The sequence below is a fragment of the Hymenobacter amundsenii genome, assembly GCF_002204745.1.
GTDB classification, from domain to species: domain Bacteria; phylum Bacteroidota; class Bacteroidia; order Cytophagales; family Hymenobacteraceae; genus Hymenobacter; species Hymenobacter amundsenii.
In genome coordinates this window covers 40,866-65,000 of sequence record NZ_NIRR01000006.1, presented here as the reverse complement: position 1 = coordinate 65,000, position 24,135 = coordinate 40,866, and the positions used below count along the sequence as shown (strand labels likewise).

The 24,135-nt window shown below is 63.6% G+C and carries 19 protein-coding genes; 16 read left to right on the top strand and 3 right to left on the bottom strand.

Translation table 11 applies throughout. From position 1 onward, the window contains the following. Positions 1-362 precede the first annotated feature (362 nt). Together CDA63_RS05975 and CDA63_RS05970 are read left to right on the top strand one after the other, a co-directional pair. On the top strand, positions 363-1,790 hold the full coding sequence (locus tag CDA63_RS05975; RefSeq protein WP_088463541.1) for a T9SS type A sorting domain-containing protein: 1,428 nt from the start codon (positions 363-365) through the stop codon (positions 1,788-1,790). 145 nt (positions 1,791-1,935) lie between these two features. Continuing rightward, positions 1,936-2,817, top strand: coding sequence for a DNA/RNA non-specific endonuclease (locus CDA63_RS05970; RefSeq protein ID WP_088463540.1), 882 nt, complete (start codon positions 1,936-1,938; stop codon positions 2,815-2,817). Between the two features lie 145 nt (positions 2,818-2,962). On the opposite strand, the gene CDA63_RS05965 is transcribed toward CDA63_RS05970, so the two are convergent. Then, the gene (locus tag CDA63_RS05965; protein WP_088463539.1) at positions 2,963-3,562 is read right to left on the bottom strand and encodes a TlpA family protein disulfide reductase; all 600 of its coding nucleotides are present in this window, start codon (positions 3,560-3,562) and stop codon (positions 2,963-2,965) included. A 195-nt stretch (positions 3,563-3,757) separates the two neighbouring features. On the opposite strand from CDA63_RS05965, the gene CDA63_RS21845 reads away from it, so the two are divergent. The 4 genes from CDA63_RS21845 (at position 3,758) to CDA63_RS05950 (ending at position 9,326) form a co-directional block, all read left to right on the top strand. Then, on the top strand, positions 3,758-4,033 hold the full coding sequence (locus CDA63_RS21845) for a hypothetical protein (RefSeq protein ID WP_394335383.1): 276 nt from the start codon (positions 3,758-3,760) through the stop codon (positions 4,031-4,033). After that, positions 3,964-5,934, top strand: coding sequence for a molybdopterin-dependent oxidoreductase (locus CDA63_RS05960; RefSeq protein WP_242434568.1), 1,971 nt, complete (start codon positions 3,964-3,966; stop codon positions 5,932-5,934). Before CDA63_RS21845 ends, CDA63_RS05960 begins: the two co-directional genes overlap by 70 nt. Positions 5,935-6,133: 199 nt before the next feature. Continuing rightward, the gene (locus CDA63_RS05955) at positions 6,134-8,614 is read left to right on the top strand and encodes a multicopper oxidase domain-containing protein (protein WP_199797502.1); all 2,481 of its coding nucleotides are present in this window, start codon (positions 6,134-6,136) and stop codon (positions 8,612-8,614) included. A 187-nt stretch (positions 8,615-8,801) separates the two neighbouring features. Continuing rightward, positions 8,802-9,326 (top strand): hypothetical protein, encoded by a 525-nt coding sequence (locus CDA63_RS05950; protein ID WP_088463538.1) that lies wholly within the window; start codon positions 8,802-8,804, stop codon positions 9,324-9,326. 131 nt (positions 9,327-9,457) lie between these two features. Here the strand turns inward: CDA63_RS05950 and CDA63_RS05945 are convergent, their stop codons facing one another. Together CDA63_RS05945 and CDA63_RS05940 are read right to left on the bottom strand one after the other, a co-directional pair. Further along, positions 9,458-9,835, bottom strand: coding sequence for a cupredoxin domain-containing protein (locus CDA63_RS05945; protein WP_088463537.1), 378 nt, complete (start codon positions 9,833-9,835; stop codon positions 9,458-9,460). A gap of 172 nt (positions 9,836-10,007) precedes the next feature. Further along, positions 10,008-12,341 carry a heavy metal translocating P-type ATPase gene (locus CDA63_RS05940; protein ID WP_088463536.1) on the bottom strand — a complete coding sequence of 778 codons (2,334 nt, stop codon included), beginning with the start codon at positions 12,339-12,341 and terminating at the stop codon, positions 10,008-10,010. A 329-nt stretch (positions 12,342-12,670) separates the two neighbouring features. On the opposite strand from CDA63_RS05940, the gene CDA63_RS05935 reads away from it, so the two are divergent. The 10 genes from CDA63_RS05935 (at position 12,671) to CDA63_RS05895 (ending at position 24,113) form a co-directional block, all read left to right on the top strand. Next, complete coding sequence (locus tag CDA63_RS05935; protein WP_088463535.1) at positions 12,671-12,877, top strand: heavy-metal-associated domain-containing protein; 207 nt, start codon at positions 12,671-12,673, stop codon at positions 12,875-12,877. 172 nt (positions 12,878-13,049) lie between these two features. Then, positions 13,050-15,113, top strand: coding sequence for a heavy metal translocating P-type ATPase (locus CDA63_RS05930; RefSeq protein ID WP_088463534.1), 2,064 nt, complete (start codon positions 13,050-13,052; stop codon positions 15,111-15,113). A gap of 285 nt (positions 15,114-15,398) precedes the next feature. Beyond that, entirely contained in the window at positions 15,399-15,803 is a 405-nt protein-coding gene (locus CDA63_RS05925) for an HYC_CC_PP family protein (RefSeq protein ID WP_088463533.1), read from the top strand. Positions 15,804-15,992: 189 nt separating this feature from the next. Continuing rightward, positions 15,993-17,306, top strand: a complete 1,314-nt coding sequence (locus tag CDA63_RS05920; RefSeq protein WP_088463532.1) for an efflux RND transporter permease subunit — start codon at positions 15,993-15,995, stop codon at positions 17,304-17,306. Then, positions 17,303-19,195 (top strand): efflux RND transporter permease subunit, encoded by a 1,893-nt coding sequence (locus CDA63_RS05915; RefSeq protein WP_088463531.1) that lies wholly within the window; start codon positions 17,303-17,305, stop codon positions 19,193-19,195. Before CDA63_RS05920 ends, CDA63_RS05915 begins: the two co-directional genes overlap by 4 nt. A gap of 197 nt (positions 19,196-19,392) precedes the next feature. Next, positions 19,393-20,637 carry a TolC family protein gene (locus CDA63_RS05910; protein ID WP_088463530.1) on the top strand — a complete coding sequence of 415 codons (1,245 nt, stop codon included), beginning with the start codon at positions 19,393-19,395 and terminating at the stop codon, positions 20,635-20,637. A 115-nt stretch (positions 20,638-20,752) separates the two neighbouring features. Then, positions 20,753-22,168, top strand: a complete 1,416-nt coding sequence (locus CDA63_RS05905) for an efflux RND transporter periplasmic adaptor subunit (RefSeq protein ID WP_165768212.1) — start codon at positions 20,753-20,755, stop codon at positions 22,166-22,168. After that, a complete protein-coding gene (locus CDA63_RS21265; RefSeq protein ID WP_242434565.1) occupies positions 22,140-22,709 on the top strand; it encodes a heavy metal-binding domain-containing protein in 570 nt (189 codons plus the stop codon). The genes CDA63_RS05905 and CDA63_RS21265 overlap by 29 nt, the downstream gene beginning before the upstream one ends. Next, positions 22,630-23,718: an efflux RND transporter periplasmic adaptor subunit gene (locus CDA63_RS05900; protein WP_242434573.1), complete on the top strand. Its 1,089-nt coding sequence runs from the start codon at positions 22,630-22,632 to the stop codon at positions 23,716-23,718. The genes CDA63_RS21265 and CDA63_RS05900 overlap by 80 nt, the downstream gene beginning before the upstream one ends. 113 nt (positions 23,719-23,831) lie before the next feature. Then, the gene (locus tag CDA63_RS05895; RefSeq protein WP_088463527.1) at positions 23,832-24,113 is read left to right on the top strand and encodes a heavy metal-binding domain-containing protein; all 282 of its coding nucleotides are present in this window, start codon (positions 23,832-23,834) and stop codon (positions 24,111-24,113) included. The last annotated feature ends 22 nt before the right edge of the window (positions 24,114-24,135 follow it).

The window sequence follows — 24,135 nt, the reverse complement described above, 5'->3', positions numbered from 1 at the left end:
TTAAAAGCAGGTCGGCTCAACCAAGCGTGTACTTACAATTCATGCGGGATCAACCAATTGCTTGCCAATCACTTAATTTTTCTGTCCATCAGGCCTGCCACAAACGACTCAGAAAACTTGCCTGACTTGATATGCGCCCTCAGTTACTGGAAAAGGGAAAAGAGCTAAGGGCAAAGAAAAAAAGCTTATTTCATGGTTCAGGCCAGCACTTTCCTGTCTTTGAAAACCGTGTTTGCTTAATGATTGAGCTTGCTTTCTGGGGCTGAAAAGGCGCAGAAACCTGCCACGCCTTGTGCACGGGTTGCTGGCAAACTAACATAGACTGTAATTGTCCTTTTTTTCTACACTTTTCAGTTTACTCTATGACCCTTTTTACCCGATTAATTGCGGCGGCCCTTTTTGCCGTAGCAGCCCCGGTAGCCAGCGCATCGGCGCAGGTACTCTACGACAATTTTGAGAACACCCGGCTGCTGACTTACCTCAGCACGGATGGTGTCTTCACCCAGAACGCGCCCAACCCAGGTGCCAATGCGGTGAACGGCAGCCCGACCTGCGGCAAGTACGTGCGCAATGCCGACGTTCAGTTCGACGTGATTCGGTTTAAGCCGACCGCCGCCCCGGGTAAGCTGGCCGATGTGGCGGCTTACGCTGCCGGGACCAAAAAACTCACCCTTAAGTTCTGGAGCCCGGCCGTGGGCATCTCCCTGCAGGCCGTGTTGCAGAACGCCGTCAAGGCTACAACTGGCTATCCGAACGGCAACTTCGGGGGTACTTTCGATACCAAAACCACGGTGGCTAACGCCTGGGAGCTGCTCACCTTCACCTACACGGCCGGCACCTCCGACGCAACGGTAAAGGCTACGGATGTGGACCAGATCGTGCTGCTCATCGCGCCCGATACCAAAACTGGCCAAACGTTCTACCTCGACGACATTATGGGTCCGGAGCTGCTCGTCAGCACCACTCCCGTCGTCACCGACCAGTTGTACGACAACTATGAAGGCACCCGGGCCATCCGCTACAGCTTCAAAAAGACCTCCGGCAGCATCAAGCTCGACACGCTCAATCCGGTGGTTAGCGCCGCCAACCCCAGTGCCCGCGTAATGCGCTACACCCGCTCGGCCAGCCAATACGATGCGCTGGTGGTAAGCCCCACCGGTGCTCCGCTGGCCGATGTGGCTCCTTTCCTGAGCTCGGCCAAGCAGATGACCATGAAAGTGTACAGCCCCGCTCCGGGCATTACTTTCCAGATTACGCTCCAGGATTCTACCGTGGCCGGAGCCACCAACTACCCGGCCGGCCGCCACTCCGAATACCTGGCCGTGACCACGGCTACCAACGCCTGGGAAACGCTGGTGTTTAGCTACGCCAACCGCCCCAGCGCGGCCGTGAGCAATACCAGCGTAAACGAAATCGTGCTGCTCATTGCCCCGAACACCACCGTGCCTCGTCGCTTCTACCTCGACGACTGGACGGGTCCGCGCAAAACCAACTTCACGCCCACCGGCGTCCGCGCGGTTGTGTCGAACTCGGCCCTACTGGAGCCAGTGTACCCGAACCCCGCCAATGGCCGCGCCCTGTTGCCAGTACAGTTGCGCAAGGCCGCTACCGTGGGCCTGAGTGTGCATGATGCCCTGGGCCGTTGCGTTGCCACGCCGCTGCCCACCGCCCTGCGCCCCGCTGGTTCTTTCGAGGCCGAAATCCCAACCGTCGGTTTCGCCCCGGGTCTTTACCTGCTTCGTTTCGAGGTGGATGGTGTGGTGCTGACCCAGCGCCTGAGCGTTCAGTAACCCCGCGCCAGCCGCCCGGCGGCTGGCTACCCTCTAAAGCCCCCGGTTTCCGGACGTTCCCCCAGCGGGACTGTCCGGGAGCCGGGGGCTTTTTTTTGCGCGTGGCAGAAGGGGGGATTATCTGGAGGGGGCGTACCTTCGGGCTATGTTCTTTTTTCTGCCTGCCGCCCGGCGGCCCAGGAACGTGGCCTGGCTGCTAGGTGCCGCCCTGCTGGCCACTTCCTGCGCTACCACTCCCGACCCCACAACAGTCGCGCCCACCAACCCGCTGCCCGAACACCTCACCTTGGGCAACCCCAGTGGCGCAACCCCCAACTCCCAGCAGCCCACCAATTACTTGCTGCTCAAACCCGAATATGCCCTCAGCTACCACCGCGACCAGGGCAAGCCCAACTGGGTGAGCTGGCACCTGACGGCTGCCGACCAGGGCCCAGCCAACCGCCAGGACGATTTCCGGGCCGATGCCACGCTGCCCGCCGGGTGGTACCGGGTGAGCAGCAGCAGCTATTCGGGCTCGGGTTTCGATAGGGGCCACAACTGCCCCTCGGCCGACCGCACGGCTACGCAAGCGCAGAATTCGGCCACCTTCCTGATGACCAACATGGTGCCCGAGGCCCCCAACCATAACCGCCAGACCTGGGTCGGCCTCGAAAACTACTGCCGCGCCCAGCTCGACGGCGGCCGCAACGAACTGTACATTCTCATGGGTAGCTACGGCCGGGGCGGCACCGGGGCCAACGGCTTCGCCACCACCCTCGACCAAGGCCGCCTCACGGTGCCCGCCCGCATCTGGAAAGTGGTGGTGGTGCTGCCCACCGCTGCCGGTAACGATGCCGCCCGGGTCAGCAGCAGTACCCGCGTCATCGCCATCGATACGCCCAACGACAACGCCCTTAATTCCAACTGGGGCCAGTACCGCGTTAGCATCGACGCCATTGAAGCCGCCACCGGCCTCGACTTGCTTTCGGCCGTGCCCGTGGCCGTGCAGCGGGTGATAGAGGCCCGCGTGGACGACGGGCCGGTGTAAGGTCAGTCGTTGGTTGTTAGTAAGAACGTCATTCAGAGCGAGCGAGGAATCTCGCGTGAAATCATTGGGTTGGCGTGACAACGTCAGCACGCGAGATTCTTCGCTGCGCTCTGAATGACGTTCTCACTGACAGCCAATCAGCCGCTTACTGCCGCTTCGCCAGCTTTTCCAGGGCCGCCTGGAACTTGGGGGTGTCGTAGTCGGCCATGCCTTCGTAGCGGGCGGCAATGCGGCCGTTGGGGGTGAGGATGACGGTGGTAGGGATGGATTGAGAATTGAAAGGGGCGGGCAAGGGCGCGGCCGGGTAATACACCGGGAACCGGAAGCCCTGGCGGCGCACGAACTTCTGGGCTTTGTCGGGGTGCTCATCCAGCGAAATCATTACGAAGGCCACCTTACTGGTATCAATCCGTTCGTAGAGGGCCTCGATGCCTGGCATTTCGGCCCGGCAGGGCGGGCACCAAGTGGCCCACAGGTTCACGAACACAGCCTTGCCGCGAAATTTGTTCAGGTTGAGGGGCACACCGTCGGCCGACACCAGTTGCAGGCCGCTCGTGGCGGTCAGGCTGGTGGCGAGGACAGGCATTTCCGGAGTAGTAGGCGCAACCGGCGCATCGGCCCGCCAGAGGCCGGTGGCCAGTAGTGCCCGTTGCGCCGCGCTCAGCACGATGGGGCGTAGGCCAGTGAAGAAAATCAGGCCGAAAACTACGAAGGGCAGCCAGTTGAACAGGGTTTTGCGGGTCATGGAGGTAAGGTGTATCGCGTAGTGCCGGCTCTGTGTTTCGTTGCGGCCGTAGCGCAACGCTCCAGCTGCGCGTATCGCAGAACGGTTGCATCTAGCGCGTTCATCAGCAACGATACGCGCAGCTGAAGCGTCGCGCTACGGCCGCTGAACGGCCGCAACGAAAGGCTAAAGGTAACCCAGGCAGCTTTGGCAACCATGCAAACAGGGGTATCTTGGCCGCTGTTCCCCCAACCCTTCGCCGCTATGCCAACCCAAACCCATTACCGCGCCTGCAACCTCTGCGAAGCCATCTGCGGCCTCGAAATCGAGCACGAAAACGGCCGGGTGCTGCATATCCGCGGCGACGCGGCGACCCGTTCAGTCGGGGGCACATCTGCCCCAAAGCCCTGGGTTTGCAGGATGTGTACGAGGACCCCGACCGCCTGCGCCGGCCGTTGCGGCGCACGACTGCCGGGGGCTGGGAGGAAGTGAGCTGGGAGGTGGCCCTGGATGAAGTGGCCGCCGGGCTGCGCCAAGTGCAGGGCCGGCACGGGGACGATGCCGTGGCCTGGTACGCCGGCAACCCCAGCGTCCACAACTCGGGTACCCAACTCGCCGCGCCTGGATTTTTGCGGGCGCTGGGCTCCCGGAGCCTGTTTTCGGCTTCTTCGGTTGATCAGCTGCCCCATCATTTCGCAGCCTGGCAGCTCTATGGCCACCCGCTGCTGCTGCCCGTGCCCGACCTCGACCGCACCGATTTCTGGCTGATCCTGGGCGGCAACCCGCTCGTGAGCAACGGGAGCCTGATGAGCGCGCCCGACGTGGCCAAGCGCCTGCGCGCCATTCGGGAGCGGGGTGGCCGGGTGGTCGTTATCGACCCGCGCCGCACCGAAACTGCTGCCCGCGCCGACGAGCACCACTTCATACGGCCCGGCACCGACGTGTTTCTGCTGCTGGCCATGGTGCAGGTACTCTACGCCGAAAAACTGGTGAACCCCGGCCGGGTGGGCGAGTTTACCGACGGCATCCCGGAGCTGGGCGCGGCCGTAGCCGGGTTCACACCGGAAAGCGTGGCGGCCGTAACGGGCGTGGCCCCGGCCGTGGTGCGGGCCCTGGCCCGGGAGCTGGCCGCCGCCAAGCGGGCCGTGGTGTATGGGCGCATTGGGGTGTCAACCCAGGAGTTTGGGGGGCTGTGTTTGTGGCTGATTAATGCCCTGAACCTGCTCACGGGCCACCTCGACGAGCCCGGCGGCTACATGCTGCCCACGCCCGCCCTCGACGTGCTGGGCAAGCCCGGACCTTACCGCCGCCACGCCCGCTACCATAGCCGGGTGCGGGGGCTGACCGAGTTTATGGGCGAGCTACCGGTGGCCGCCCTGGCCGAGGAAATACTGACGCCCGGCGAAGGCCAGCTACTGGCCCTGGTGACGAGCTGTGGCAACCCGGTTTTGAGCACGCCCAACGGCCGTCAGCTCGATACCGCCTTGGCCGGGCTGGAGTTTATGGTCAGCATCGACATCTACCTCAACGAAACTACTCGCCACGCCCACTACATTTTGCCGCCCGCCACGGGCCTCGAAACGGCCCACTACGACGTCTCGTTTCACGCCCTGGCCATCCGTAACACCAGCCGCTACGCCGAGCCGCTGTTCGATAAAGGCCCCGACGCCCGCTACGACTGGCAGATTTTCGAGGGCCTGCGCCAGCGCCTCGAAGCCGGCCCCGCCTACGACCCCGCCACCGCCGCGCCACCGGACGACCCAGCCGCTAAAATCGACCTGGGCCTGCGCTACGGCCCCTACGGCCGGCCTGAGCACGGCGGCTTGAACCTCGATAAGCTGCGCGAAAACCCCCACGGCATCGACCTGGGCGCGCTGCAACCGCGCCTGCCCGCCGCCCTGCGCACCGAAAACCAGCGCATCCCGCTAGCGGCCCCGCTGTTTCTGGCCGACCTGGAGCGAGCCCGCCAAGTGCTGGCCGCCGGCCCCGAAGCCGCGCCCGACCAACTGCTGCTTATCGGGCGGCGCGAGCTGCGCTCCAACAACTCCTGGATGCACAACCTGCCCCGCCTGCTCAAGGGCCGCAACCGCTGCACGCTCCAAATCAGCCCCCCGGATGCCGCTGCCCGCCAGCTCACCGAGGGCCAGCTGGTGCGGGTGCGCAGCCGGGTAGGAGAGGTGCAGGTGCCGGTTGAAATTACCGAGGCCCTGATGCCGGGCGTGGCCAGCCTGCCCCACGGCTACGGCCACCAGCGCCCCGGCACCCGCTTGGCCGTAGCCCGCGCCCACCCCGGCGCCAGCCTCAACGACCTCACCGACGAAACCCGCCTCGATGCCCTGACCGGCAACGCCGCCCTCTCGGCCGTGCCCGTGTGGGTGGTAGGGGCGGAGTAGCCTCCAGATCAAGCATGACCGACCGTCCTTGTGACTTCCTAAACAGCTCCGATACCTATTGATAGCCGGTAATCTTGTAGGTCTGCTGCGTAATTGTGTAGAACCACCGCGTCTGAAATAGGGTTGAAATACTCTGGCCCACTCCGCGGGCGGCAGCCCGCTAGGGCCTGGCGCGGGTGGCCGCGCTTCCACCAATAGTATGCCCCTGATGAGTTCTGCTACCGTTACATGCAATAAACTTCTTGTGTTAGTCGGAGCCCTGCTGCTGCTTACAAGCTGGCCGGCCCGGGCCCAGACGGATACGGTCGTATACAACCTGACGCTGCGCCAGGAGTTGGTGACCAAAGCTGGCAAAACCGTGGCGGCCATGACCGTGAACGGCGGCATTCCCGGCCCGACCATCCGTTTCAAGGAAGGTGGTTACGCGGTGATTTATGTTCGGAATGAGATGGATGTGGAAACGTCGGTGCACTGGCACGGGCTGCTGGTGCCCAACTTCTACGACGGCGTGCCCTACCTCAATACCCCGCCCATCAAGCCGGGCCAGACCCAGAAATACGCCTTCCCGATTCGGCAGGCCGGCACCTACTGGTACCACTCGCACACCATGCTGCAGGAGCAGAGCGGCGTGTACGGTTCCATCGTGATTGAGCCCCGGCAGGAGCGCCTGACCTACGACAAGGACCTGGTGCTGGTGCTCTCGGACTGGACCAACCAGAAGCCTAAAAACGTGCTGCGCTTCCTCAAGCGGGGCACCGAGTGGTACAACATCGCCAAGGGCACGGCCACGCCGCTCAACCGGGTGGTAGCCCGTGGGGCTTTCGGGGCCCAGCTCAACTTCTGGAAGCAGCGCATGGAAGGCTTCGACATTGCCGATATCTACTATGATGCGTTTTTGGTGAATGGCCAGCCGGTGCAGCAGTACCCCGAGTTCCGGCCCGGCGAGCGGGTGCGGTTGCGCATTGTCAATGGCTCGGCCTCGACCCAGTTCTGGATGACGTTCGGGGGCGCGCAGGACCCGCTGCTGGTAGCCGCCGACGGCCAGGACGTGGTGCCGGTGCCGCACAACAAAACCTTTATTGCGGTGGCCGAAACCTACGATTTCCTGGTAACGGTGCCCGCCAACGGCCAGTTGGAGCTCCGGGCCATGGCCCAGGACGGCTCCGGCACCACTTCGGCCTACCTGGGCACCGGCCCGGTGCTGGCGGCGGCCGTGCTGCCCCGGCCCGATAAAATCGGGCTCATGCAGCAAATGGCCCAGATGAAGATGCGCATGGGCGCTCCGGCCCTCAAGTTCCGCCCCAACCACGTGGATGCCCAGCAGATGAAGGAAAACTGGGGCATGCAGATGGACATGCCGGGCCTGGCCGGCAAAATGGGCGGCATGAAGATGGGCGGCCACAACATGGGCGCCGACAAGCCGATGGCCGGCATGGACATGAGCGGCGGTGGCCAGAAGATGGATGGCATGAAGATGAACGACCAGCCCGCGCAATCCAACCCCAAGTCGGATATGGCCGGCGCGCAGCAAATGGCGGGTATGAACATGCCCGCCGATACAGCTCATGCTGGCCACCAGATGCCGGTAAAGGGCATGAAAACGAACACTGCCAAGCCGATGGCCGGTATGGACATGTTCGCCGAGTACAACTACGATTACCTGCGCGCGCCCCAGAAAACGGCCTACGCCGACACGGTGCCGGTGCGCGAAATCCTGCTCAACCTCACCGGCAACATGCAGCGCTACATCTGGAGCATGAACGGCGTACCGTTGTCGTCGGCCGACAAAATTCCGATTCGCAGCAATCAGCTCACGCGTATCACTTACAACAACCTGACGATGATGCACCACCCCATGCACCTGCACGGGCACTTTTTCCGGGTCGTCAACAAAAACGGGGAGTACTCGCCCCTCAAGCACACCGTGAACGTGCCGCCCATGCAGCAGGTCACGATTGAGGTGTTGGGCACCGAGCCGGGCGACTGGTTTCTGCACTGCCACATCCTTTACCACATGATGGGTGGCATGGCCCGCATTGCGAGCTACGACACGCCCCGCGACCCACGCCTGAAAGGCTACCCGGTGAGCCAGCTGCTGGCCGAAACCAACCGCTACTACACCTGGGGTAGGCTCGATGCAGCCTCGCATATGAGTAGTCTCAACCTGACCTCGTCCGACCTGCGCAACCAGTTCAACCTGAGCGTGGAGTACGGCTGGAACCGCAACCTGGAAACCGAGGCCACCTACGAGCGTTACCTCTACGACTACCTGCGCGTGTTTGGGGGCGTGAACGTGGAAAGTACCCGCCGCCGCGCCGCGCCGGCTCCCAACGAGCAGGGCCCCGGTCGCATGATGACCGAAACCTCCACTACGGCCGTGGCCGGCCTGCGCTTTCTCACTCCCTACCTGTTCAGCCTCGACGCCCGCATCGATAACAAGCTGCGCCCCCGCCTGAGCCTGGGCCGCGAAATCATGATTTTTCCGCGCCTGCTGGCCTTCGGTTACTATGAGTTTCAGGCCGACTTTGGGTGGGTGAACCAGCTGGAAAACAACCGCAGCTTCAGCAAGGAAGTGGTCTGGAACACTGGGTTGGAGTATATGCTTTCGCGCAATTTCTCGCTCATGGGCAGCTACGACAACCGTTTCGGCGGCGGTGGCGGCCTGAGCGTGCGGTTTTAAGTAATCACGCATAAATAACCGTCTTTTTTGCTACGGTTATTTATGCACTACTACTCAGCCGCCAGCATGATTTAAACTGCACGGTAGCGGCCGGCCGGTTGCAACTGCCGTAGTCTGGAGTAGCCGGAGACACTTTCCCGGGCGAACAAATACTTATTTTCCAGCCTTTTACTTGGTTTTTCTACCCATGTTTACTCGTCAAACCTTACTGCTCTGGTGGGGCCTCACCGTCACGGTGGCCTACCTGCTAACCCAATATTTCGGCCGCACAATGGAACACGGCCACGGTGCCGTACTCTGGACCTGGATTATTGCCATGCTGATTCCGGTGGTGATGACGCTGCTACTCGACAAGCGCAATGCCCTGGCCTGGGTGTGGGCCGGGGCCACGGTGCTGGCCACGGCCGAAAACTACTGGGCCCACGCCGCCGAGGCCAAAGCCATCATGCCCTTCAGCTTCCACACGCTCTGGTTTCTGTTTGGGGCCCTGGGCTTCGCCTACACTGCCTCGGCCGTGGAGGGCAGCCGCCGCAAGCAACTCTACGGGCTGGCTGCGGCGCTCAACCTTATCGGGACCGTGGCCCTAACCTTCAATCACGAGCTGCTCGAAGGCTATCAGTACATCATACTGGCCGTAATCCAGGGCGTGCCCATGCTGCTCGATGTGCCCATGCGCCGCCAGCAGCACGAAGCGGAAACAACCCGGAACTGAGGCTGAAGTACAGTATGTCGCAGAACGGCCGTAGCGCGAACCACAGGACAGCTTATCTTCGCTGTCCTGTGGTTCGCGCTACGGCCGTTTTACGGTACGGCAAAAGGCTGCTTCGCGCTACAACTGTTCTTCTACTTCACTACCAAACTACCCCGCAGCATGCTCATGCCGCAGGTGAAGGGGTAGGTGCCGGCTTTTTCGGGTAGAAATTCGATGGTCGTGGTCTGAAACGGGGCCAGGTCGCGGCGGATGTTGAAGTCGGGCAGCAGCAGCTCCTCGGAGCAGCTGTTCGACTCGTCGCGGTAGAAATTGAGCTGCACCGGCTGGCCTTTCTGCACCTCAATCACATCGGGCGAGTAGCCGCCCTTCACCGTAATATCGACCTGCTGCACACCGCTGCTGCTGGACACGGCCGCCGCTACCTGGTGCGGGGCCAGAAAGAAAAACCAGCCCACGAAGCCAATCAGGCCGGTGCCGAGGATAGTCACGAGAATTTGGGAAGAGTCCATTAGAACATAAAGTCAGAAGTGAGAGCTAAAAATTAAGTTGAACGTCATGCTGAGCGAAGCGGAGCGTAGTCGAAGCATCTCTACCGCTTCGTTGCCAAACTGCCTTTCGCGTTAGGGTTAGCATTGCGGTAGAGATACTTCGACTGCGCTCAGCATGACGTTCTGGAAATGCTTAATTGGCCTTAAACCCGCGCAGGCGCAGCGAGTTGGTAAGCACCGATACCGAGCTCAGGGCCATGGCGCCAGCGGCGAGCATGGGCGAGAGCAGCCAGCCGGTGAAGGGGTAGAGCAGGCCGGCAGCGATGGGAATACCCAGCGTGTTGTAGATGAAGGCAAAAAACAGGTTCTGCTTGATGGTGCGCATGGTCTGGCGCGAGAGGTCGATGGCCGTAACCACGCCCTGCAAATCGGAACGCATGAGCGTGATGCCGGCCGCTTCCATGGCCACGTCGGTGCCGCCGCCCATGGCCAGGCCCAGGTCGGCCTGGGCCAGAGCGGGCGCGTCGTTGATGCCGTCGCCGACCATAGCTACGATGCGGCCCTCGGCTTGCAGCTCCTTCACTTTGCCGGCTTTGTCGGCGGGCAGCACTTCGGCGAAGAAGCGGGTGATGCCCACCTGGCCAGCCACTTTCTCGGCCGTCTGGCGGTTGTCGCCGGTCATCATCACCACTTCCAACCCTTCGGCCTGCAAATGGCGGATGGCAGCCGCCGAGGTGTCGCGCACGGTATCGGCCACCCCCACCAGGGCCACGGCCTGCCCGCCCACGGCGGCGTAGAGCAAGGTGCGGGCCTGGGCCAGCAGTTCGGCGGCGGCCTGTTCCAGCTCTGCACCCAGCCCGATATTGTTTTCTTCGAGCAGGCGGCGGTTGCCGATGAGCACGGCCTGGCCCTGCACGGTGGCGCCGGCCCCGCGGCCCTCGTGGGCAACAAAATCGGCGACCGGGGCGCTGGTATCGGCCTGCTGATCGGCGGCGTAGCGAACTACGGCCTCGGCCAGTGGGTGCTCGCTCTGGCGCTCCAGGGCCGCCAGCAGCGGCAGCACGGTGGCGGGCGCGGTGCCGGAAGCCACCACGAAATCGGTAACGGCCGGCTCGCCCTTCGTGATGGTACCGGTTTTGTCGAGCAGCACGGTGTTCACCTGGTAGGCTTTTTCGAGGGCCTCGGCGTTGCGGATAAGCACGCCGTGCTCGGCCCCTTTGCCGGTGCCCACCATAATGGCCGTGGGCGTGGCCAGCCCCAGCGCGCAGGGGCAGGCAATGATGAGCACGGCCACGAAATTGACCAGCGCCAGCGGTACCCGCTGTTCGGGCGCGGCCAGATCAAACCAGATTACGAACGTGGCAATGGCCACCATAATCACCACGGGCACAAACACGGCGCTGACCTTGTCGGCCAGGCGCTGAATGGGCGCGCGGCTGCCCTGGGCCTCCTCCACAAGCTTCACAATCTGGGCCAGCACGGTATCGGTGCCCACTTTGCTGACGCGGAAGCGGAAGGCCCCGGTTTTATTGATGGTCGCCCCAAACACCTGGTCGCCGGCCTTTTTCTCTACGGGCAAGCTCTCGCCGGTGAGCATGGATTCGTCGAGGGCCGAGCGGCCTTCCAGAATTACGCCGTCGGTGGCCACCTTCTCACCGGGGCGCACCAGCACCTCGTCGCCGGTTTGCACCTGCGCTAGCGGGATATCCACTTCCTGGCCGCCCGGGCGCACTACGCGGGCTGTTTTGGCCTGCAGGCCGATGAGAGCTTTGATGGCGGCCGAGGTTTTGAGCTTGGCCCGGCTTTCGAGCACCTTGCCCAGCAGAATCAGGGCAATAATGGTGGCCGTGGTGTCGTAGTACACCTCGGGCATGAGGCCGCGCTGGTGGAAAAACTCCGGCACCACGGTGGCGGCGAGGCTGTACAGAAAGGCCGCGCCGGTGCCCACGGCAATCAACGTGTCCATGCTGGCGGTCCGGTGGCGCAGCCCGTTCCAGGCCGACACGTAGAACTCGCGGCCACTGTAGGCCAGTACTGGCAGCGTGAGGGCCAGCAGCACGTAATTGAGCACCGGCGTCGAAATCCGGCTCATCATGGCGGGCCAGAGCATGAGCATGCTCAGTGGCATAATGACGACGGCCAGCCCTACTGCCACCTGAAAGCGCCGCTTGAGGTCCTGGTAGGCCTCAGCCTTACGCTCAGCCAGTTCTTCGTCGGAAGCCAGCACGCCCGGAGCGGTGGGAGCTTCGGGTTCGAACACGCCATAGCCGGCCTGCTCCACGGCCGCCTTCAGGCCGGCGCGGTTTATCTGCCCGGGCGCGTATTCAATGGTGGCCTTCTCGGCGGCCAGGTTCACGGTGGCCCGCTGCACGCCGGGGGTGCGGCTGAGGGCCTTTTCCACGAAGTTGGAGCAGGAGGCGCAGGTCATGCCCTCGATGTTGAGCGTTTCGGTGCGCGTGGCGGCAGTATCGGTGGCGGCCGGCGGGTTGCCGGCGGCGGGCACGGCGGGGGTGGAGGACGTATTCACGAGGGTAGGGAAGGCGGGTAGAAAACAGGAGGAGCCCCGGCAGAGCCGACGCAGCAACAACGGCCGGTTCCGGCTCCATTATACTACTACAACTCAAGTTGCGGAGTGCTAAAACTAGCGTTAGAAGCTAGCTCTCCTCCTTGGTTTTTACTCCGCAACTTGAGTTACTATACTAAACCCGAAAACGGTCGTTCGGGATGTGCAGGATTCGTACGTAATCTTGCAAGATTGTGCCGAATTGAAACCACCGGCAACCAATTGGGCCCTGCTCGCCGTTCAATAACCAGCAACAGGCAACAGCCCGACTTCACCTCAAAACAACAATCCAGATGAATACCCTTCAATTTAAAACCAACATCAACTGCGGCGGCTGCATCAAGGCCGTTACGCCCACGCTCAACGGCGAAAAAGGTATTACTAACTGGCAGGTAGACACGGCCAACCCCAACAAAATTCTCACGATAAACGGCGACCTGACCGCCGAGCAGGTGGTGACGTTGGTAACGGAGGCCGGCTTCGAGGCCCAGCCCGCATAAGGGCGGAAAACGTCGGGCAACTGCCCGAATAGCTTACCAACAGTGCGGAGCCCGGCCTTTTGGTCGGGCTCCGTTTGCGTCCGGCGGCTGGTCCGGGCATAACCCCCGGGGCGGTTCACCGTTTTGAAAGCTACGGTTTCACTCCCATACCCTCCCTTCTAACCCCGTCCTGATGCCCAACCCGAACCCCGATAAACTCAATGAAGACCTGAACACCGCCAAGCAGGTGGACCTGATCAATGTAGGCGCCCTCACCCGCGAGCAGCTCACGCCCGCCGCCGCCGCTGCCCCCCGCGGCCAGGACCACGCGCCCACCGATAAGGCCGACCACGACGAGCACGACGGCCATTCGCACGACGGGCACGACCACGGCCCGGTGGGCGAGCGGCCGTATCTGTGGCCGGCCGTGAGCTTGGTTTTGCTGCTGGCCGGTATTGCGCTCGACTACTTCGACGTGCCGTTTTTCGCGGGGCTCGTGCGGCCTATCTGGTACGGGGTGGCGTTTCTGCTGGTGGGCTGGAAGGTGCTGCGGGCGGCCGTGCTGAGTGTTCCGAGCGGCAACATCTTCAACGAGTTTCTGCTGATGAGCCTGGCTACGCTTGGGGCCTTTGCCATTGGCGAATACCCCGAGGGCGTGGCCGTGATGCTGTTCTACACCGTGGGCGAGCTGTTCCAGGACGCGGCCGTGAACCGGGCCAAGCGCAGCATCCGGGCCCTGCTCGAAATCCAGGCCACCGAGGTGACCGTGGTGCGCGAGGGCCGGCCGCTGGTTATCGAGCCCCAGCAGGTGCAGGTGGGCGACGTGATGGAAGTGAAGCCCGGCGAGAAAGTGGCCCTCGACGGCACCCTCAACGGTCCGGCGGCCAGCTTCAACACGGCCGCCCTCACCGGCGAATCGGCCCCCCAGACCAAGCAAACGGGCGAAACCGTGCTGGCCGGCATGATCAACCTCGAAAGCCTGGTGCAGGTGACCGTGACGGCCGCTTTCAAAGACACCAAGTTGAGTAAGATCCTGGCCATGGTGCAGGACGCGGTGGGCCGCAAGGCCAAAACCCAGCAGTTCATCACCAAATTTGCCAAGGTCTACACGCCCATCGTAGTGGTGCTGGCCGTGCTGCTGGTGCTCGTGCCGTTTTTTGTGGTCGACGATTACGTGTTTCGCGACTGGCTGTACCGGGCGCTGGTGTTTCTGGTGATTTCCTGCCCCTGCGCGTTGGTTATCAGCATTCCGTTGGGCTACTTCGGGGGCATCGGGGCGGCCTCCAAAAACGGTATTCTGTTCAAGGGCTCCAACTTCCTCGACGTGCTGCGCGAAATCGACACCGTGGTAATGGACAAAACCGGCACGCTCACCGAGGGCGTATTCGCCGTGCGGCAGGTAGTGCCCGCCCCCGGTACCGAAACGCCCGAGCTGCTGCGGCTGGCCGGCGCGCTCGAAACCAAATCAACCCACCCCATTGCCAAAGCTGTGGTAAAACACGCGGCCGACGCGGCCCAAGGCGTGCCGGTAGAAAGCGTGCAGGAAATTGCCGGACATGGCCTGCGCGGCCGCGTGGATGGCCACGACGTGCTGGCCGGCAACACCAAGCTGCTGCGCAAGTTTGACGTAGCCTATCCGCCTGAAGTGGACGAAGTCGTGGACAGCATTGTGGTGGTGGCCGTGGATGGCCAGTACGCCGGCCACCTCACCGTGGCCGACGCCCCCAAGGCCGACGCCGTTCAGGCCGTGCGGGAGCTGAAAGCCGACGGCATCACCAAGCTCGTTATGCTCTCGGGCGACAAGGACAGCATCGTGCAGCGCGTGGCTGCCGAGCTGGGCATTACCGAGGCCCACGGCGGCCTGCTGCCCGAAGACAAGGCCCGCTACGTGCAGCAGTACCTCGACGCAGGCCATAAGCTCGCCTTCGTAGGCGACGGCGTGAATGACGCCCCGGTAGTGGCCCTGGCCAACGTGGGCATCGCCATGGGCGGCCTCGGCTCCGACGCTACCATCGAAACCGCCGACGTGGTGATTCAGACCGACCACCCGAGCAAAATCGCCACCGCCCGCCGCATCGCCCGCGCCACGCACCGCGTAGTATGGCAGAACATCTGGCTGGCCTTCATCGTGAAGGGCGTGGTGCTGGCCCTGGGTGCAGGCGGCTTGGCCACGATGTGGGAAGCCGTGTTTGCCGACGTAGGCGTGGCGTTGCTGGCCATTCTGAACGCCGTCCGCATTCAGCGAATGAAATTTTGAGGGAGTGAGACTTCCGCACTTGACGGCTTTTTTTTATGATGTGGGTTAGGCATGCTGATGCTACCACCCGCGAACCAGAAGCAGCTGCCGGGGGTTAAGTGGATATGTGTGCTCATCATCCACCCAAATTACAGCTCCAGCGCTTCGGTATTTACCTGGCTGTGGGCGTACTCGTGCTGCTGAGTCAGTTCATCTAGCGCTAATCCTGTCCGCTGAATTGTGCAAACCCCGACCCGGCTGGTTTGCTTATCTTTGGGCCGAACTCCGGCTAAACGCTTGCCTTTCATGAAACGCCTTGCCAGCCTGTTGCTGCTCCTTGCTTACCTGTTTGCCAGCCCCGGGCTGGTGTACAGCCTGCACTTGTGCGGGCAGCAGGTAACGGGTGTGAGCCTGAGCGGGGTGGGGGAGCCAGCCGGTTGCTGCCCCGAATCGGCTAAGCCGGTGAAGGGCATGAAGGGCTGCTGCCACGACCAGAAAGTGGCCAGCTCGCTGAAGGACGTGAAGCTGACCACCGCCCAGTTAAAGCTGGTGGCTCCCGTAGCCCTGCCGGCTCCGCCCGCGTTGCGCGTAGTGCGCCACCTGGCTCTTACCTACCCGGCCGATGAGCCGGCCCCGCGGTTGCGGGTGGCCTCTGGGCCGCCTCCGCCTGCCTGCCCCGCCTACGTGCGCGGCCACGCCTTCCTGATTTAGCTTCCTGGCTTCCTTCTGCTGCCCCCGGCCTTGTGGCCGTGGGCTTTTGCGCGTGCTTTTTTAAGCTGTTAGATGAAAGCTATTAGCTAACAGCTTAAAAAACGCCGCCAGCCAGGATTTCGACCCGTCCTGAATCCGGTCGAGAAAAGCTAGCAGCCAAAAGCTGTCAGCTAAAAGCTTAGGAATCCAATGATTGAGCGGCTTATTTCCCTTTCCCTGCGCAACCGCGGGCTGGTACTGCTGATAGCCACCGGCCTGTTCGTGTGGGGCGTGTTTTCGGTGCGGGCCAGCAAGATCGACGCCATCCCCGACCTGTCGGAAAACCAGGTAATCGTGTTCACCGAATGGGCCGGGCGCGGGCCCCAGATCATCGAGGACCAGGTGACCTACCCGCTTGTGACCAACCTGCAGGGCCTGGCCCAGGTGCGGGCCGTGCGCGCCGCCTCCATGTTCGGGATGAGCTTCGTGTATGTCATTTTCGAGGATGATACCGACGTATACTGGGCCCGCGAGCGGGTGCTGGAACGCCTCAACTACGCCCAGCGCCTGCTGCCGGCCGGCCTCACGCCCACCCTCGGCCCCGACGGTACGGGCGTGGGCCACGTGCTCTGGTACGTGCTCAAAGCCCCCAAACTCGACCTGGGCGAGCAGCGCGCCCTGCAGGACTGGTACGTGAAGTTCGGCCTGCAGACCGTGCCCGGCGTGAGCGAGGTGGCCAGCTTCGGCGGCTTCCAGCCCGAGTACCAGGTAACCGTGGACCCCACCAAGCTCACCTATTACAACGTGAGTTTACCCGAGGTGCTGGCGGCCGTGCGCAGCAACAACAACGAGGCCGGAGGGCGCAAATTTGAGCAGGCCGGGGTGGGCTACATCATCAAAACCAGCGGCTATATCCAGGACGTGGCCACGCTCGAAAACGTGCCGGTCCGCACCCGCGCCAACGGTGTACCCCTGCGCCTCGCCGACTTGGGCACCGTGCAGATGACGGGCGAGAGCCGCCTGGGCATCTTCGACCACAACGGCCAGGGCGAGGCCGTGGGCGGTATTGTGGTGATGCGCTACGGCGAGAATGCCGACGAGGTCATCACGCGGGTGAAGGCCAAAATGAAGGAAGTCGCCAAGGGCCTGCCCGCCGGCGTGTCGTTCGATATCGTGTACGACCGGAGCGGGCTGATTGAGGAGTCGGTGACCAACATCCAGCACACACTGCTGGAGGAAATGGCCGTGGTGTCGGTGGTGGTGCTGGTGTTCCTGTTCCACTGGCGCAGCGCCCTGAGCATCCTGCTCCAGATTCCGATTACCATCGCCACGAGCTTCATCCTGCTCAACGCCTTCGATATCTCCTCCAACATCATGTCGCTCACTGGCATTGCGCTGGCCATCGGCGTCATCGTCGATAACGGCATCGTGATGGCCGAAAACGCCTACCGTAACCTGGCCCTGTACCAAGCAGCCGAAGAATCGGGCACCTTACCCTCCGGCCCTCAAACCCCCACCACATGACCAACGAAGAGCGCCTCGCCATTATCGAGAAGTCCAGCAAGCAGGTGTCGCGGGGGATATTTTTCTCCACGATCATTATTGTGGCCTCGTTCCTGCCGGTTTTTTTGCTCACCGGGCAGGAGGGCAAGCTATTTCATCCGCTGGCCTACACCAAAACGTTTATCCTGCTCATTGACGCCGTGCTGGCCGTTACGCTGGCCCCGGTACTGCTGTCCTTTTTTATGAAGGGCAAGTTCAAAACCGAGGACCAGAACCCCATCAACCGGGGCCTGGAGCGGGTGTACGCGCCGCTGATTAACTGGTGCCTGACCTGGCGTAAAACTACCATCGGCATCAACCTGGCCCTGTTGGCCCTCAGCATTCCGCTGCTGCTGAGTTTGGGCACCGAGTTCATGCCCCCGCTCGATGAGGGCTCGATTCTGTTCATGCCCATCACCCAGCCCGACGTGTCGAACACGGAGGTAAAGCGCATTTTGCAGGTACAGGACCGCATTATTATGCAGGTGCCGGAGGTGAAGGGCGTGCTCGGCAAGGCCGGCCGGGCCAGCACGGCCACCGACAATGCCCCGCTGAGTATGATTGAAACCATCATCCAGCTCAAGCCCCGCGCCGAGTGGCGCGAGGGCATGACCAAGGCCAAGCTCATTGCCGAACTCAACCAGAAACTCCAGATTCCGGGCGTCGTCAATGGCTGGACCCAACCCATCATCAACCGCATCAACATGCTGAGCACCGGCATCCGGACCGATGTGGGCGTGAAAGTGTACGGCCAGCAGCTCGACACGATTTACCAGGTTTCGCAACGGGTGCGGGCGGCCCTGACCGGCGTGGCGGGCGTCGAGGACCTGTACGTGGACCCGATTACGGGCGGCAAGTACCTGCAGATTAACCTCAAGCGCGACCAGCTGGCCCGCTACGGGCTAAGCGTGGACCAGGTGAATGAGGTGGTGGAAACCGCCATTGGTGGTGCTCCGGTGGCCAGCACCGTGGAGGGTCGCCGCCGCTTCGCCATCGGGGTGCGCCTGGCCGAGGACTACCGCAACAGCGTGGCCGCGCTGGGCCGCATCCCCATCCAGACCACCGACTACGGCCCGGTGCCACTCTCGGCGGTGGCCGATTTGCGCTTCGAGAACGGCCCGCCCATGATCAACTCCGAAAACGCCCAGCTGCGCGGGGCGGTGCTGTTTAACGTGCGGGGCCGCGACCTGGGCGGCACCGTGCAGGAGGCCATGCAGCGGGTGCAGGAGCGGGGTGGCAAGCTCCCGGCCGGCTACTACCTGGAGTGGAGCGGGCAGTACGAAAACCTCATCAGTTCGCAACGCACGCTGCTCTTCATCCTGCCCATCGTACTGGTCGTGATTTTTGGCTGCCTGTACTTCGCCTTCCACTCGGTGCGCGAGGCGCTGCTGAGTCTGGTTACGATTCCGTTTGCCCTCATTGGCGGGGCCTACCTGGTGTACTTCTACGGGGTGCATTTGTCGGTGGCGGTGGCCGTGGGCTTCATAGCCCTGTTCGGGCTGGCCGTCGAAACGGGCGTCATCATGGTCATTTACCTCAACGATGCCATGCAGCAACTGGTGGCCCGCAAGGGCAATTCGAGCGAGACGATTACGAAGCACGACCTGCGCGAGGCCGTATTTCACGGGGCCGCCAAGCGCCTCCGGCCCAAGTTGATGACTGTGTCGGTAGCCCTGTTCGGGCTCGTGCCGGTGCTCTGGGCCACCGGCACGGGCTCCGACGTGATGCTGCCCATCGTGCTGCCCATGATTGGCGGCGTATTCACCTCCTCGACCCACATCCTGCTCGTTACGCCGCTTATCTTCCTGATGACCAAGGAGTACGAGCTGCGTAAATTCGGCAAGATTGACGTGCTAGAAGTCACGCATTAGCCTCACCCCCCGGCCCCCTCTCCTTCAGAGAGGGGGAGCCAGACGGCCGAAAATAGTGCGCTGTGTGGCAGTCAGAATTTAGCTTTAACAACTGCATTACGGATAGCAAAGCCAACAAAAAAAACCACGCCGCCGTGGCTCCCCCTCTCTGAAGGAGAGGGGGCCGGGGGGTGAGGCGCAACGCCAAAACGACGACCATGAACCGCTACATCTTATTTCTCCTCCTGCTCCTCACCAGCGCCCCGCTGGCGCGGGCCCAGCAGCTGCTGCCGCTTGATTCGGTGCTTAGCGCCGTGCAACGGGCTAATCCGGCCCTGCGTGAGTACGACTACCGGGCCCGGGCCAAGGCGGCGGCCGTGGCGGGGGCTACGAGCTGGGAGGCGCCCCGCATCAGCGCCGGCTACTTCATGAAGCCGTATAGCGCGCCCCAAAGTGCCGAAATGGCCGGCGAGCGGGGCATGCGGATGGTAGGAGTGGAGCAGATGATTCCGAACCCGGCCCGGCAGCGGGCCAAGCGGGCCTACCTGGCTGGCCAGGCCGCCGTGGAGCAGGCCGACCAGGGGGCGCTGTATAACACGCTGCGGAGCCAGGCCCGGGGGCTGTACTTCAACCAGGTGATTCTGGAAAAGAAGCTGCGCGTGCTCGACCGGAGCCAGGAGTTACTGGAGTTCCTGCTCAAGATTGCCCAGGCCCGCTACCCCTACAACCAGAGCAGCCTGGCCGACATCTATCAGGTGCAGTCGCGGGTGGCCATGCACGGCAACGACCACGCCGAGCTGTACGGCCAGCTGCGCCAGAACCGCATTGCCCTCAACACGCTCATGGCCCGCGACCCGGCCGCCGAGTTTGCCGTTGACACCCTGCTGCCCGCTACCACCGCCGGCCTGCTGCCCGCCGATACCACCGACCTGGCCGCCGCCCGTAGCGATGTGCGGGGCCTCAACCAGCAGCTGAACGTGCTACGCCTGAGCCGGGAGGTAGAGGCCAACCGCCGCCGCCCCGAGTTCGGCATCCGTTACGACCACATGAACGGTATCGGCCCCCGGCCCAACCAGTTCACGCTCATGGGCATGGTCACGCTGCCCTTCGCGCCGTGGTCGGCCCGCGAGTACAAGGCCAACACCGCCGCGCTGGGTCTGGAGGCCCAGGCCGTGCAGCAGCAGCGGGCTAGCTTGCTCAACGACGCCACCGGCCGCCTGCGCACCCTGCAATCAAACCTGCAAACCCGGCAGGAGCAGGTGGCTAACTTCGAGGCCCATATTCTGCCCGCCCTGCACAAAACCTACCAGGTTACGCTGCTGGCCTACGAGCAGAACACGGCCCAGCTGCCGGCCGTGGTGGAGGCCCTCGACAATTGGCTACGCATGCGCCTTACCTACCTCGACACCCAGAATGAACTCCTCACCCTGCGCGTGCAGTACGACCAAGAACTTGAGCAATAAGGCCATGAACAGCAGTATAAAAAACGCTAAGGGGAGTTGGAAGAACGTCATGCTGAGTCTGTCGAAGCATCTCTACCGCACTAGTAACTTAAACGACAGCAACGAAGCGGTAGAGATGCTTCGACAGACTCAGCATGACGTTCGCCCGTGCCCTCGCACCTTCGGGTGGCTGCCGGCATTCGGGCTGCTACTGCTGCTGGCCGGCTGCAAAGGCCAGGCCCACGGGCCCGAATCGACGGCCCCGGCCCAGCCGGTGGCTACGTCGGCGGCTCAGCAGTACACCTGCCCCATGCACCCGCAAATCATTCGGGAAGCGCCCGGCAGCTGCCCCATCTGCAACATGGATCTGGTGCCGAAGCTGATGAGCAACGCCGCCGCCGCGAGCGTCGGGACGCGCCTTGATAACGTGCTGGCCGAGCCCAACGCGGCCGTGCTCAGCACCGTGGCCACGGTGCGGCCGGTGCCCGTTGGAGCCGCCGGTGGGGCTGGGGCTGGCGCGGTAGTGGCCGACACGCTCAGTTTGCCCGGTGTGGTAGCCTACGACCCGCGCCGGAGCCGGGTGGTAGCCGCCCGTTTCGGAGGGCGCATCGAACGGCTGCTGGTGCGCTTCAACTACCAACCCGTGCGCCGGGGCCAGAAGCTGCTTGAGCTCTACAGCCCCGAGCTGGTAACGGCCGAGCAGGAGTATATTTTCGTGCTTGAAAACGACGCCGACAATGCGGCGCTGGTCAGTGGTGCCCGCCGCAAGCTGGCCCTGCTGGGCCTCACCGAAGCGCAACTTCAGGGCCTGGCCCGCACCCGCCGCCCCACCTACCGGGTGGCCGTGTTCAGCCCCTACGATGGCTACGTGGTAGAAATGTCGGCCGGCCCGGGTGGCGGTGGAGGGGCAACGGAAGCCGCCACGGCCCCGCCCGCCGGGGGTATGCCTGCCGCGGCTGGCAGCCAGCTAAGCCTCACCGAAGGGGCCTACGTGAGGACCGGCCAGGCCCTGTTTCAGGTGATGAACACCGATCAGGTGTGGGGCCTGTTTCAGCCCACGCCGGCCGAGCTGGCCCGGTTGCGGCCCGGCCAGCAGCTGCAAGTGGCGGTAGAGGGGCAGACCAAGCTGCTGTCTGCCCGCCTCGATTTTGTGGAGCCCGAGTACCGGGCCAATGAAAGCACCGCCGCCGTGCGGGTGTACCTGCCTAACCCCCGCGGCGAGCTGCGCCGGGGGCAGCGCCTCACGGCCCGGCTGGTGGCCGGGGCCGCTTCGGCCGCCGCAACTGCCCCAACTGCCGCTGCCCCCAGTGCGTTCTGGCTGCCCCGAACCGCCGTCGTGGACCTGGGCACCCGCCAGATTGCCTTCGTGCAGCGCGGGGCCACCTTCGTGCCGGTGGCGGTGCAGGTGGGCCAGCGCACCGCCACCCAGGTGCAGGTGCTGAGCGGCTTGCGGGGCGATGAAAACGTGGCCGCCAACGGCCAGTACTTAATTGATAGTGAAGGTTTCATTCAAGCAACTTCTAATGATGCAACTGCCCCTGACCGTCGCTAAGGCCACTTCGCTCCGGCGACCGGGCCGGGCTGGCAGGCACCTGCTCGGCCAGCCGTTGCTGCTGGTCCTGCTGCTGCTACTTTTGGGCGCGTCGGCCTGCCAGAAAGCCAAGCCAACGGCCGATACCGCCGCTGCCGTGGCCTATTACACCTGTCCCATGCACGCGCAAATCCACGAGGACGCGCCCGGCAGCTGCCCCATCTGCCACATGGATCTGGTAGCGGTGGCGCCTGTTGCCCAGGCAGGGGCACCCGCGCCCACAGCTACTGCGGAAACCACGGCGGCCGAAGCGGCGGCGCACTCCGGCGGCTATACCTGCCCCATGCACCCCCAGGTGCAGGCCGCCGCCCGGCAGCTGCCCCATCTGCCACATGGACCTCGTGCCCCGGCCCGGCACCGGCTCCCCGGCCGCTTCTGGCACCGCTTCCGCCGCCGCCGACCTGATTCTGACTGCCCAGCAGGTGCAGCTGGGCAATATCCAAACTCAGGTGGTGGGGGCGGGGGGGGCAGAAAGTACGGTGGGAGCGGAGGCTTCCGGTAATGAGCCTACGGCGCCAGGTTTTGCCCAGAACCCGCCCCCGGCCGTGCTTACGGGCACCGTCACGCCCGATGCCAACCGCACCACCAGCGTCAGCAGCCGGGTGGCCGGGCGCATCGACCGCCTCTACGTGCGCCAGACCGGCCAGGTGCTGCGCCGGGGGGCACCGTTGTTTTCGGTGTACAGTGAAGAGCTCCAGACGCTTCAGAAGGAATACCTGCTGGCCCGCGCCCAAAGCCGCGAACCGGGCGGGGAGGGCTCTTATGCCCGCTTTGCCGAGGCTACGGCCCAAAAGCTGCGGCTGCTGGGCGTTACCGCCGGCCAGCTGCGGGCGCTGGTAAAGCGCGGTCGGCCCGAGGCCCTGCTCACCTACTACAGTCCCCAAACCGGTACGGTGCAGGCCCTGAATGTGGTGCAGGGCCAATACGTAGCCGAGGGCAGCCCCCTGCTCACACTCACCGACCTGAGCCGGGTGTGGGTGGAGGCCCAGGCGTATCCGGCCGAGTTGGCCCGCCTGCCGGTGGGTACCGCCGTGCGGGTGCAGGTGCCCGGCACGGCCGATACCCGTCCCGGCCGGGTGGTGTTCCTCAGCCCCGAGCGTACGGGTAGCGGCCCCGTTACCCTGGCCCGCATAGAAGTAGCCAACCCCGACGGCCGCCTGCAGCCCGGCTCCGCCGCCAACGTGCTGCTCCCGGCCAGCCCGGCGCCCGCTACCCCCGCGCCGGCCGGGGGGGCTGGCCGGCCCGGGACTTCGGTTGCTCAGGGGCCGGTACTGGTGCCCCAGCAGTCCATCATCCACGACGGCGGCCGTAGCTACGTCTGGCTCCAGACCGGGCCCCGGCAGTTTCGGCGGGCACGCGTAACCACCAGCGCCGCCTCGGCCAATGCCGTGCCCGTTACGGCCGGCGTGCGCCCCGGCGACCGGGTCGTCACGTCGGGGGCTTTCCTGCTGCAGAGCGAGTTTACTCTGCGCCAAGGCCCTGGCACCGAAATGAGCGGTATGGTCATGTAACTTTGGCTTCACTAACGCAACCCACCAATTTCAATCCCAGTACCTCACTTCTCACTTCTCACTTCTCACTTCTCACTTCTCACTTCTCACTTCTCACTTCTCACTTCTCACTTATGCTGAAAATCACCACCTGGGCTCTGGCCCTCACCACTATCGGCTTCGCGGCCACCAGCTGCTCCGAAAACAAAAGCACCACCGAAACGACCCCTGAAACGTCGATGAGCGGTGCTCCGGCCATGGTCACCGACAGCACGGCCATGCCCGCCGATATGGCCGCCGTGAGCTACACTTGCCCTATGCACCCGGAAATCCACGAAGGCAGCCCTGGCCAGTGCCCTAAGTGCCACATGGACCTAGTGAAGGAGGAAACTGCCGCCACCCCGGCCCCGCAGTAGCTGTCCGGCGGGTAGCGCCCGG